The organism is Pirellulales bacterium (assembly GCA_035939775.1).
GTDB lineage: Bacteria > Planctomycetota > Planctomycetia > Pirellulales > DATAWG01 > DASZFO01.
The window spans coordinates 1-12,502 of the sequence record DASZFO010000205.1; the positions used below are offsets into that span (position 1 = coordinate 1).

At 62.1% G+C, this 12,502-nt stretch carries 9 protein-coding genes; 4 read left to right on the plus strand and 5 right to left on the minus strand.

What is annotated here, in order from left to right; genetic code table 11:
• Positions 1–1,926: tetratricopeptide repeat protein (locus VGY55_13065; protein ID HEV2970895.1), on the plus strand; the 1,926-nt coding region annotated here is incomplete at its 5' end.
• Positions 1,927–1,940: 14 nt separating this feature from the next.
• Positions 1,941–2,696: a YebC/PmpR family DNA-binding transcriptional regulator gene (locus tag VGY55_13070; protein ID HEV2970896.1), complete on the plus strand. Its 756-nt coding sequence runs from the start codon at positions 1,941–1,943 to the stop codon at positions 2,694–2,696.
• 45 nt (positions 2,697–2,741) lie between these two features.
• On the opposite strand, the gene VGY55_13075 is transcribed toward VGY55_13070, so the two are convergent.
• Positions 2,742–3,941, minus strand: coding sequence for an HRDC domain-containing protein (locus VGY55_13075; GenBank protein ID HEV2970897.1), 1,200 nt, complete (start codon positions 3,939–3,941; stop codon positions 2,742–2,744).
• A 248-nt stretch (positions 3,942–4,189) separates the two neighbouring features.
• Between VGY55_13075 and VGY55_13080 the strand changes: the two genes are divergently transcribed.
• Together VGY55_13080 and VGY55_13085 are read left to right on the plus strand one after the other, a co-directional pair.
• On the plus strand, positions 4,190–4,738 hold the full coding sequence (locus VGY55_13080) for a hypothetical protein (GenBank protein HEV2970898.1): 549 nt from the start codon (positions 4,190–4,192) through the stop codon (positions 4,736–4,738).
• Entirely contained in the window at positions 4,735–5,457 is a 723-nt protein-coding gene (locus VGY55_13085) for a (5-formylfuran-3-yl)methyl phosphate synthase (GenBank protein ID HEV2970899.1), read from the plus strand. The genes VGY55_13080 and VGY55_13085 overlap by 4 nt, the downstream gene beginning before the upstream one ends.
• A gap of 6 nt (positions 5,458–5,463) precedes the next feature.
• Here VGY55_13085 and VGY55_13090 read toward each other — a convergent pair whose 3' ends face one another.
• From VGY55_13090 to VGY55_13105, 4 genes are all read right to left on the minus strand, one after another.
• The gene (locus VGY55_13090) at positions 5,464–7,596 is read right to left on the minus strand and encodes a hypothetical protein (protein ID HEV2970900.1); all 2,133 of its coding nucleotides are present in this window, start codon (positions 7,594–7,596) and stop codon (positions 5,464–5,466) included.
• Between the two features lie 631 nt (positions 7,597–8,227).
• On the minus strand, positions 8,228–8,593 hold the full coding sequence (locus tag VGY55_13095) for a hypothetical protein (GenBank protein HEV2970901.1): 366 nt from the start codon (positions 8,591–8,593) through the stop codon (positions 8,228–8,230).
• 125 nt (positions 8,594–8,718) lie between these two features.
• On the minus strand, positions 8,719–9,840 hold the full coding sequence (locus VGY55_13100; GenBank protein HEV2970902.1) for a DUF1559 domain-containing protein: 1,122 nt from the start codon (positions 9,838–9,840) through the stop codon (positions 8,719–8,721).
• 110 nt (positions 9,841–9,950) lie between these two features.
• The gene (locus tag VGY55_13105) at positions 9,951–12,323 is read right to left on the minus strand and encodes a type II secretion system F family protein (protein HEV2970903.1); all 2,373 of its coding nucleotides are present in this window, start codon (positions 12,321–12,323) and stop codon (positions 9,951–9,953) included.
• Positions 12,324–12,502: the final 179 nt, after the last annotated feature.

A 12,502-nucleotide genomic window follows, 5' to 3' on the forward strand; every position in this document is an offset into this window, starting at 1 on the left:
CTCCGCGAACTCGTGCCGTTGGCCTACAGTCTGAATCGCCGCGCGGAGGCGCTCCGCTATGCCGTCAAGCTGGCCGAGCAGGAAGATTCCGATTCGGCGCTCCCGCGCCGGATCGGCTCATACGTCGCGGAACAGGGCGAATTGAAACGGGGGGCGAAGTTGTTGGAAAAGGCCCTCCGCATTGAAGAAGCCGACTCCAAGCCGACGGCGGCCCAGACGCAGATTCGCGTCGAGTTGGGGCGGCTGTATTTCCTGATGGCCCACTATGCCGATGCCGCTCCGTTGTTCGACAAAGTGCTGCCGGCCTTGGAAAAGCCAAAAGACTTCGGTCTTACCGCCGACGAATCCCGGAAACTGATTGGCGACGACGGCCTGACGTACGAACTCATCGGCGCCACCTTCCTCGAAGTGAACCGTCCTCAAGCCGCGAGCAAAGCTTTCGAGAAGCTGAATGAATTCGCGCCAAACGCGGCGGTGCTAGCGCTGAATCTGGCTCGTGTGGATGAGAAATCGAACCGTCCCGCCGAAGCCCTCAAGAAGCTTGAAACGTATTTCGATTCGCATCCGGCCGAGTTAAGTCCGGCATCGCTCGAGTTCCTCAAGACCGCTCTGGGCGAGGTCCATCAATCGGATCAGTTCCTGCCGCGTCTCGAAAAGCTGCATGGAGCGCTGCCGGAATCCGTCGCGCTGGATTTCTTTCTCGCCGAGCAATACCGTCAGTTGGGCAAGCTCGCCGAGGCCCGGCCGCTTTATGAGGCGGTGCTCAAGAAAGCGCCCACGGCCGAGGCCTATCGCGCGCTGGTCGAGGTCTATCGCAAGACGGACCAGACCGAGGCGCTATTGAAGATGCTCGGCGACGTGGTCGAAAAGAGCGGCTCGTTCGAGGTCTTGGACAAGGACGCCAAGGGCGTGACCGGCGACAATCGACTTGCCGCCAAGCTCTACCAGATTGCGCGCGACCAACTTGGCAAAGCCGACAAAGCCGATGCGACGGCCCTGCGCGGGGCGGCCGCCTTGGCCGCCGAGCGGAAGCAATTCGACGTCGCGGAGGAATTCTACAATCTGGCCCTCAAGGCCGACCCCAAGGACAATGCTGAGATGCTATTGTCGTGGGGTCTCGAATTGTTCTTGGCCCAGAAGGACGCCGCGGCGGCCAAGGTCTTCCAGCGCGGCATCGACGAAGGAAAGCTGCCGGACGACAAGCCGGCCTTCGAGTTCTATCTGGCGGGAGCGCTCGAAATGGAAGGCAAGACCGACGAGGCGTTGGCCGTCGTCCGCAAGATTATCGAGCAGAAGAAGCCGAAAGACGCCCGCTATGCCGCCCGGCTGCCGTGGATCCTGTTCCACGCCAAGTGCAACGAAGAGGCGTATAAAGCATATAAGGAATTGATCGCCCGTTTTGACGACGATTTTTCGTCCGAGGAGAACCGCGATACGCTCCGCGAGGCCCGCGAGGCGCTCTCAAGCGTTTGCGTCACGCTGAAGAACTTGCCCGAGGCCGAAGAATGGTTGCAGCAGGCGCTCGATGAGTTTCCGGACGACGTGGGCGCCCACAACGACCTGGGCTATCTCTGGGCCGATGAAGGAAAGCACCTCAAGCGGGCTCTGGCGATGATCCAGCAAGCGATCGCAGCCGAGCCGGAAAATATCGCCTATCGCGATAGCCTCGGTTGGGCGCTTTTCCGCCTGGGCCGCGACGACGAAGCAATCGAGGAACTCAAGAAAGCCACGGCCGGCGAAAGCCCGGACGCCACGATCCTCGAACATTTGGGCGACGTTTACGAGCACGTCCATAAATCCGCCGATGCGCTCGACACCTGGAATCGGGCCCTCAAGGGATACGAGAAAGACAAGGATGACGAAAGAATCAAAATCGTCCACGAGAAGATCGTGAAGTTGCAATCCGCGGTTCAGGCACAGAAGTGAGATCGGAGATTCGTATGGCAGGTCATTCCCATTGGGCTAATATCTCTCGCAAGAAATCCCTGGTCGACAACAAGCGCGGCAAGCTCTGGAGCAAGCTGGCCAAGGCGATCATCGTGGCGGCGAAGTTGGGGGGCGGCGATCCGGCCATGAACCTCCGCCTTCGCTATGCGATCGACGCCGCCCGGGCCGTGAGCATGCCCAACGACAACATCAACCGGGCCATCAAAACGGGCAGCGGCGAGCTGGCCAGCGGCAATCTCGAGGAAATGTTCTACGAAGGATATGGCGCCGGCGGCGTGGCCGTCATGTGCGAAATCCTCACCGACAACCGCAACCGCACGGCACCCGAAATCCGCAAAATCTTCGAGATGTGCGACGGCAAGCTCGGGGCGACCGGCTGCGTCGCCTGGATGTTCGAGCGCAAGGGGTTGCTCATGATTCCGGCCGATAAGTTGGACGAAGAGAAACTCCTGGAAGCGGCGCTCGAGGCGGGAGCCGACGACGTGAAGCGGAACGGCGATAAGTTCGAGGTCACCTGCGATCCGCAATCGTTCGGCGCCGTCTGCGAGGCCCTAACCGCCGCCGGCATCGAACCGGAATCGAAGGAAATCACGCGGCTCCCCACATCGACCGTCGATCTCGACGATCCGGAAACGGCCCGCAAAGTGCTGAACCTCATGGAACGGCTAGACAACCACGACGACGTGCAAAGTGTCGCCTCGAACTTCAACATCCCCGACGAGGCGATGGCCCAGATTGCGGGCGGATGAGCCCGGTATCCGTTAAGGCTCTCGTTCCCAGGCAGAGCCGGGGAACTAGGCCTCTCGCCGCCCGCCTTCGACATTCGTTGGATCGAACACCAGTGGTTCCTCCGACGTCGGGTCGCCGATCCGAATGCTCTTGCGGCCGGCCAGGAGATCGTCGATCAATTGTCCGACGATTTCCGCGCGCCAGCCTTGGGCCAAAGCCGGCGGCTCGTCGCCGCCGTAGCCCATCCGGAAGGCGATCAATTCGCGAACGTCGCTCGCTGTGCCGACGATGCTTGGGGCGATCTGCGCCGAGCGGCAGATGCTGGAGAGCGCCGCGGAGAGAAACTGTCCCAGCAGGTTGATTTGATTTGGCGTCTCGCGGCGCTCGGTGCGTGGCAACTCGGATTCGGGCAGATCGAGCGCCAAGGCGACATGCTCGGCTAACTTGGGGAGCAGGCGCTGCAAATCGCCGCGATCCAGCCCGCGGACCGCGCGGATTTGCTTCGGATCGGCGGAGCGCCGCTTTGCAAGTTCGACGATCAGATCGTCGCGAAGCACGCGGCGGACCGGCGAATCGCGGCGGGCCGCCTCCGCCTCGCGCCAGCGCCACAACTCGCGGACGATCGCCAGCGACCGGCTTGAGAGGCCGTTGGTCCCCGAGACGCGCCGCCACCGCTCGGCAGAGCGCGCCGTCTCGACGTCGTCCTGCCAGGCGGTCATTTCGGTCTGCATCCATTCGAGCCGGCCCATCGCGGAGAGCTTGGCGTGCAGCCGGTCGCGGATCGCGCGTAAATACCGCACGTCGTCCAGGGCGTATTCAATCTGTTGCTGGCTCAGCGGCCGTCGGCGCCAATCGGTTCGTGTCTCGCCCTTTTGTGGCCGCTCTCCAAGCACCTTGGCCAACAGCGCTCCGTAACCGGCAGGATACTCGTAGCCGACCAGCCCGGCGGCGATCTGAATGTCGAACAGCCGAGCCGGCCGCCGGCCCGCCGCCGCAAGGCAGAAGACCAATTCCTCGCGTCCGGCATGGACAATGGTTTCATGCCCGCCGGAAGCGATTGCTTCCCAAAAGGGGGTCACGTCGCCGGCCGTGAGCGGATCGATCACCGCCAACTCTTCGCCGACCGCCACTTGAATCAGGCATAGATCGGAGCGGTAGGTGTCTTCGGAAACGAACTCGGTGTCGAAGGCGATGGTCTCGACGCCGGCCAGCCGAGCCGTAAAGTCGGCGAGTTGACCGGCGGTAGTGATGTGCAGGTGCGACAAGGGAACGGGAAGGGGGCCAGGGGCTCGGGACTGGAAAAGTTGCCGTCGCTCAGTCCTCGATCATACTAAGCGGCGACCTGCCAATCGAAAATGGCAAATCCACGTGTTCAATTGGAAGGCGGTCTCATCGTGCTGCCATGTCGAGGATTGTGCTTCGCGCCGCTCGGTTGTAAAAAATCGCGGTAGGCGATTCGTCATCGCTGCGAACGGCACGTCGTATTTCCGAGCTCCCAACCCCAGCCCCGACCGTGCGTGAAGTCCTTCTTCGTCCGAACCTTCGAGCGATCTACGTGGCGATGGCCCTGCCCGCGGCGCTCCTGATCGTCGGGCTGGCGATCGGTCCTTGGCAGCCCGCCGGCTTGCTTCGCGCGGTCGGCTGGGTATTGGCCGCGATTGGCGCGCTTTTGATCTGCCTTTTTGTCTGGCAATGTCGCCAGCCGCGGATGGCTTATGAGGCCGGGCATCTTTTGCTCTATCTGCGGTCCGGGCCGCCGATCCGGTTGCCAGTCGAGTTAGTGCAATGTGCCTTTCTTAGCGCCGGGCCGACGCAGGTTCCCGGCAGTGGCGAAAGGCGCACGGCCAATCTCGTGATCCGGCTCGATGAAAAGGCAGCGGATTGGGCGAACGTCGCCGTGAAGCCCGCGCTCGGTCGGTGGTCGGATGGCTACATCACCGTTCACGGCGCGTGGTGCGAGCCGCTCACGCTGGACGCCGTTCAGCGATTGAATCTGCGACTGCACGAACTGAATCAACCTGCGGTCGAATCGTCGACAACCCAAAAGGTGAATCCCTCATGACCGCTCTCCTGGTGAGCGTGCGCGACGCCGACGAGGCGCGAGACGCACTCGAAGCGGGTGCCGACCTGATCGACGTCAAAGAGCCCAGCGCCGGCTCGCTCGGCGCCGCGTCGCCCGCGATGATCGCCGCGATCGTCCGCGTCGTCGGCTCGCGGCGGCCCCTGAGCGTCGCGCTGGGCGAAGTCGCGGCGAGAGACGCCGACTTGAAACCGAGCGTTGACGGCGACCACTATTTCAACGGCATCCAGTTCGCGAAGCTGGGCCTGGCGGGCTGCGCGGCTCGACCGGCTTGGCGCGACGATTGGGGGCGCGCGCTCACCGAATTGCCCGCAAGTGTTTCGTCGGTCGCTGTCGTCTACGCAGATTGGCAAATTGCGCATTCGCCCGAGCCAGGCGAAGTGATCGACCAAGGGAATCGGCTCGGCTGCCGGGCTATGCTGATCGACACTTTCGACAAGCGCGGCCGTGGCCTGCTCGGCCTATGGTCGATCGACGAATTGCGGACGCGCATCGCCGCTGCCCGTGCGGCCGGAATGCTCATCGTTTTGGGGGGCCAAGTGACGGAACTTCACCTACCACGTCTGCTACCGCTCGAAGCTGACTTCATCGCCGTGCGCGGCGCCGTTTGTCGCGGCGACCGCTCCGGCCGCCTCGACCCGGCCCGCGTCACTCTGCTCAAGCATCGACTCAATCCCGGGCGCAATCGATTAAGTTGCTAGTCGGCGTCACGCGATTCCGCTCGTGAGCGTGTCAGTGACCGAGGCCGCTACGATCGAGCCGGCGCTGAGCGTGACACCCGCCGGAGGCGCTATGATCGCGGTGTTGGTCAGAGTCCCCGTGGCGGTCGCGCTGAGCGTCGCGAGGACGGTATAGGTGATCGAGCTGCCCGGCGCCAGAGTGATATTATTGCTGATACTGCCGCTGCCGGATGCCGAGAAGCCGGTGGCCCCCGTCGTCCCTACGGCGGTGAATGTGTCCCCGGTGAGCTGCGCATTGGCGGCCAGGTTATCGCTGATCGTCGCGCCGGAAATCGTGCTCGGCCCCATGTTGGTCACCACGATCGTATACGTGTTGATGGCGCCCCCTTCCAGAATCGAGCCCTCGGCGCCCGTGACGCTCGAGCCGCCGTGATTATCGATCTTGGTGATACGCAAGCCGGCCGTCGGCACAAGCGTGTCGGTATCGACGGCCGTGTTGTTCGCCAAATTAGTGTCCAGAATGTCGGCGGGCGGCGTGACCGTCGCCGTGTTGGACAATGTGCCCGTGGCCGTGGGGCTTATCGTGCCCGTGACCGTGTAGGTCACGCTGGCCAAGTCGGCCAGATTGACCGTCGAATCGGTGAAGCTCCCGCCGGCGGCGCCGTTGGCGGAAAACCCGTCCGTCCCCGTGACCGTCCAGGTGAGCAGCGTGGCCGGCAGCGTGTCGGTTACAGCCGCCCCGACGACGTTGCTTGGCCCGAGGTTGCTGGCCACGATCGTGTAAGTGATCGAGGCGCCTGGAATGGCGATGCCGGTCGAAGGAGTGATGCTTGACCCACCCTTGTTGTCGACCTTAGTAATGGCCAAATCGGCCGGATGCTGGATGATATCCGTGTCGGTCGCCGTGTTGTTGGTCAGATCGACATCGATCGCGCCAGGCCCAGGAGCGACGTTCGCCGTGTTGCTCAGGGTGCCCGTGGCTGAGGCGCTGACATCCGCGAGGACCGTGTAGGTGATCGTGGCCCCCGATGGCACGTTCACGGTGTCGCTGATGTTGCCGCTGCCGCTGGCGGTGAAGCCGGTCGCCCCTCCCGATTCAACGGCTGTGAACGTGTCGCTGGTGATCTCGGCTGGGAACGCGTCGGTCACGCTGGCGCCGACGGCGTTGCTCGGGCCGTTGTTGGTCACCGTGATCGTGTAAGTGATCGTATTGCCGGCCAAGATGGCGCCGGTCGTGCTGGTGACGCTCGATCCGCCGACGTCATCTTCCTTGGTGATTGCCAGATCGGTTTCGACGCCGCTGGCGATCCCATTGACAAAGAGGTTGGTGTTCCCCGAATCGAGCAAGTCCTTGACGATCACGCTAGCGAGGATCGTTTCGTCGGCAAGGCCATTGATGAAGACGTTGCCGTTGCCGGAGATATTCAGCAAGGCATTGGCGGCGTAAACCGTTCCCGTCAAATTGGCGCCCGACGCGGAAATCGTGATCGGCGTCGAGGCCGTCCGTGCCTGGAAGATCACAATGCCTTGGAATTCGCCCGCGCCAGGGGCGCTGAGGGTCACGTCGGCATGGCCGCTGAAGACGATCGGACCGACCTTCTGGGAAGGCGTCGTGCTCGGGCCGTTGTAGATCGTAACGCCGTCACCGGTCAGACTTGCATTACCGCTAACGCTGAACCCGCCTCCTTGGATGATATACGTGCCCGGCAGCAAGGTGACCGAGGCATGACCCGAGATGAAGATTCCGCCGGTGTATGTCCCGGGCGAAAGCGTCACGGTCGAATGATTGCCGATGTATTGAGCGCCAAAGAACGGCGCCGTGGGAATCGGCGCCGGCAAAGCGGCGAGCGGATCGGGTGTGGGCGTCACGCCGGTAACGATGTTTCCTTCGAATCTCCCCTTGCCGGTGTGCTTCAAGCCGCCGGTCACGAAGATGTCGTTGGCGACTACGTTCCCATTCCCGGTAACGAGACCGGCGGCCTTGTTACTCGAGTCGATCACGATGTCGGCGTTGGTGACAAAGATCCCGCCATTGCCAGTCCGGGTTAGCGAGTCAACCGCGGTGTGGTCCAACAAGAGGATGCCGACGTTCGCAGTCGGCACGGGCAACAATTGGTGCGGGGTGATCGTTGCCGCCAGCATGGCCCGGGGCTCGAGCATTTCCGCCACGAGCGTTCGGCGACGGGATCTCGCCTGGTCGCGCGATCGCGCTCGGTGGGACGATTTGGAAGGTGACCGTGAATCCTGCTTGCGCGCATTTCGCCAAAGATCGATTAACATCGTACACCTCATTTCGTCTTTCGTAGTTCTTGCCCTGAAAGGCGAATCATGAGATTCGCACCGTCCCACGATTGGGTGGACGATGCTTAGCAAACGACGTTCCCAAATCGTCGCCGTGCCTCGCGCGGCGTGAGTCGGAAAACAAAGTTAATGAAAACCTCGACGATAGCGGTGGGCCGCTTTGTGGGCACTGATTACATGGTGGCAATGCCCACCGTCTTCGATTCGCGCAGGGTGACTTCTATCTGGCCGCTTTGAATCGCCAACGATCAATCGCTGAGGTCCTTAATTCGAGTTAGTCGATTCTATTCGATTCTGAATTCGCGACTTTAGCTTCCACCACAACTCCTAAATGCCAGCCGGCGCGCAGCAACTTTGCGGGGGCCGAAGAAGGGCAGGAGACACGATTCGTTTCTGATTCCGGTTCGTGCGACATTGCACATGGACACGTAGCGGAAACCAGCACGAACAGATGGTCGCCCAGTGAAGTGCGGAGCCTTCCGGGACGGAATCATCGCGATTTGGGATCCGTCGGCCGAGGATGGGCGAGGAGCATGATGACGCCGTAGCTCAACAAGACCGCCGCGCCGGCGAAAACGACGCGAAGATCGTTCGGCCGGATTAAAAGGCGCAACGCGACAAAGCCGACTCCCACGCCGACGAAATAGCTCATCCCGAGCATTTCCCACTTGAGCGTGACGTAGGCCATTACGATCGGTCCCAGAATTGCGCCAAGGACCAAAACCACGATCATGGGAACGGCAGGCACTTTGGCAAGCCACTCGACGCCGCCCGAAAACGCAATCGCCAGCAAGACTCCGACGATCGTCACCAATAGAAACAAGGCCGACATTGGATACGTGGAGCGCTGTTGCATGGCGGCGGCAAAGAAGTACCAAGTGCGAAGTACGAAGTACAATCGGGATGATTCGTGTCAGAGTGTGCGGTCGCTCGCTGCCCTCATTTCGTACTTTGTACTTCGTACTTGGTACTTGATTTGGGCTACTTCTCCAGTTCCTTCAAATCGATCACGTGTCCGTCGGCCCGGTTGCCGAGCAGCTTCAGGCAGCTCGGATCGATCGTTTCGAGGAGGTATCGCACCGAGCCATCGCCCAGTGCCGCGACCACGATCCCGCCGCTATGGTCGCTGCCGAAGCCGCCCACGTAATTCGGAAGCTCCCAGACGGGTGGATGCTTTGGCTTTGGAGGCGGCGGCAAAATGGGAGTTCCATCTTCGCGCAGCGCGATCGGCTCGGGAGTTGTTGGACGTTCGATCGTGACGGGCATCGCCGGAGGAAAATCGGCGACGGGCGTCAGCGGCGGTTGGTCCCCAGCCACAATGGGAACGGGGCCCTCCCCGTACGGGCTCATCCTGAATCTCGCCGGCGGCAATTCGGTGGATGGCGGGACGAGCGACTCGGTCGGATTGGCCGGGTCCGGCGGCGGGCCTGCCACGAATGACTGCGAAACGAGGGCTCGCGGCCCGGTCCGATTCAGATCGGTCCCGGTGTTCCGCAAGGTCGCCCTCGTCCCCGACGTCCATCCGAGGTCTGTCCCATTCCCTTCGCTCTGTTTCTCGGCGACGAAGAGCGTGTACGCTAGCCCGTCCGTAATGTCTTTCGGCCGCAACTGGCTGTTCAAGAAGAAGACGCCGCGATTGTCGGCATCGATTAGGCTCTCGGTGTCGTTTTGGCAAGCGGCATAGCTGCTGTGCGGCCCGTCATCGATTACCGTGTCCGACGGGCAGATCAGCTCCGGCAGCCGCAAGTTGCGAACCGCGGCATTCTTGGGATCGTAAACGCTCGTGGTGAAATCGATCTTCTCGTAGGCCAGCCGCTCATCGAGATACGGCAAGAGCCGCTCGATCCAGCCATGATGCAGGCCGCGGGCCCGGCTGAGGATTGGCCCCTTGAGATCAGTTACGCCGGGCGGATAGTAGCCGTAGGCCGACTCATAACTCGCGGTTGCCAAGGCAATCCGAAGCAGGTTGTTTGCGCAGGCCGACCGCCGCCCCGCCTCTCGGGTCGCTTGCAGAGCGGGTAACAAGAGCGCGAAGATGATCCCCAAGATGGCGATGCAGACCAGGAGTTCCACCAGCGTGAATCCGCGCTGCCGGTATGTCATGGTTGTTCCCGTCTCGTGGCCGACCCTGCCAGCGTCGGCAGCCTGATATCGCGTTGCCGTCGCCGATGGCTCCGGGTTAAACGAAATGTCGTGTGGCAACCGATTGCAAATCATCGATGCACCGCCAAACTGTTGATCAAGTGGACCAGCGGCAGGAACCAGCCGACCACAAACATCATTACCGCTGCGCCGGCCGCAAGAATCAAGAGGGGAAGCAGGACTTGGCCAATCGCATGGAGCCGATAATTGAGGCGCCGCTCGCCGCTGCTGGCCGCCTCGGCGAGTGCCCAGGGCAGGTTTCCGACCCGCGCGGCAGCCTTCAAGATCGCGGCGTCGGTCTTCTGGACTAGCTTTGCGGCGCGAAAACTGTCGGACCAGTCGCGTCCGCTTGCAATGTCGGCTGCAGCATGCTGCAGCCGCCAACGAATCAGCCGTCGGGGATAGCTATTCGCCAGATAATCGAGCGCCGGCTTAAGCGGATACTCACGTCCCGCGACCAATCCCAGCCAGCGCAGGACCACGGCCGACTCCCGCGGCGCCATGAACCGCGCCACGATCGGCAAATCGAATTCGATCCATCCCAAAGCGCGAAGCGCGACATAGATCGACACGACCCCCACAGGGATCATCAAGAAAAAGGAGAAGAATAACGAATAGGGTGAGGCGGTCAAATGGAAAACGGCCCGCGTCAAGGGGGGCAACTTCTCGTGAAAGTCGGAATAGATCTTTTCGAACGCCGGACCGATCTTGATCGCCATGAACGGCATGACAAAGCCGCCGATCCACATGAGATAGACCAAGTCGATCAAGCGAATGGGAGCAATGCGGGTGAGCCCTGCCGACCAATTACGATCGGCCGCCGAGCGCAGGGCCGCCCCCAACGCGCCGACGACTTCGCCGATCCGCGCGGCCACGGCGCTGCGCGGCGGCAAGACGCGGCGATTCCGCTGGATGGCCTCGGAGAACGGCATTCCCGCCGCCAGGCAATCGGCCAGCGCCGTCGAACGCGAAAAGCAGACCCCTCCCTCCTCTTCGCCAAAGGCGCGCGCCGCCGCTTCGAGTGGAATCCCCCGATCGACCGAAATCGCCAACAATTCCAACAACGCCAGCCGCTGCGACTGGCGGAGTCGAAAGACGGCCGCGCCCCAGCAGCCAATCGCCACTGACCATAAGCCGATCGCCAAGCCGCCCGTGAATACCGCGAACACGCCAAGCACTCCGAGCGCCAGCAGCAGCCAACCGATCAACCGCATCATCGTCTGCAGCGCGTCTGCCGGCGGCTTGCGGCGCGGATAAACGAGCCGCAACGCGATGAGCACCGCGCAGCCAATCATCAGCAGGCTTACTGCGCCGGAAAAACTCGGCGCCGGCAGTGGCTCCTCGAACGGTGTGGACTTCAAGTTGTATATCAATTGCGTTATCAAAACGCCGAATTGCCCGACCAACCGCAACATCAACAAGATGAGTGTCATCACTCCAAGAAACACCGCTGGCGGAACGACGGCCTTTACCAAATCGGCTTGAAGCTGCACCCGGCGCGCCTCCATTTGAGACACAGCGTCCATCGCGTCGGGCAACAACGATTGGCGTTCTCCCCACGCAACAATGGGTTGAATCGAAGACGCAATTTGAGGGAAATGGCTCATCGCCTCCGCGAGTTGTGCGCCCGATTCGACCTGCCCGGCAAGGCAGCGCGACACGGCGGCCAAATCGGCGTCGCGAACTCCATCGGCCGCCAGCCGAAGCGCATCGGGCAACGGCACGCCGTTCGTTAGGAGCAGTCGCAATAATTGGGCGAATTCCGAAAGCGCGCTGAATCGCCATAGCGGGCCGAAGAGGGGCAGTTGATTGAGCAACTGCCGCCGCCACTTCGGCCCGATTAGGAGCGCAGCCGATCCCACCATGAAAATGACCGCGGCAACTCCCATCTGCAAGCCTGCGACGTGCTGCGAAATCCATTCACAGACTTGCACTCCTGCTCTTACGAAGCTTGGAATGCCCGCATGATGGGTTTCGGTGATTGAGGCCAATGTCGGAACAATCGAAACGGCGAAGAATAGCGCCACGGCCGCGAGCAGGAACACGAGAAACGCTGGGTAGGCCACGGCGAGCCAGACGCTGCGGTAAACGTCGTCGGTCTGTTGGCGGAAATGAACGAAATCTTCGAGCACCTGGCCGAGCTTCCCGGTGTGCGCGCCGGCGGTCACGAGGGCTTGCAGGTGACGCGGCAGAGCGCCGCGCTCAGCGGCGAGCGCCTGCTCGAGCGATTGGCCGCGCTCGATCGCCGCGGCAATCCGCTCGAACGCCGCGGCCAGCCGGCGTTTGCGCAATTCGGCCGCCGCGGCCCACAGACCCGGCGCCAGCGGCAGTCCGGCGTTGGTCAACTCGGCCACGCGGCCGGCCAATTCCGCCGCGTCCGCCGCGGAAAGCGGCTTCGCGTTCGGCGGTGGCGAATCATTCGGCGGCGGTTGCGGTTCGTTCACGATTCGATGAGATCACGGACATGTAGCTGAATTCGCCAGAACTGGGTATTTACTTGACTCCACCGACCCCAACCTGTAGTGTTGGGGCATGGCTGAGGATTATCCTAAAACGCTTATGGATTTTGAGCATCGCTTTGCCACGGACGAGGCATGCCGAGATTACTTGCTTGCTCTCCGCT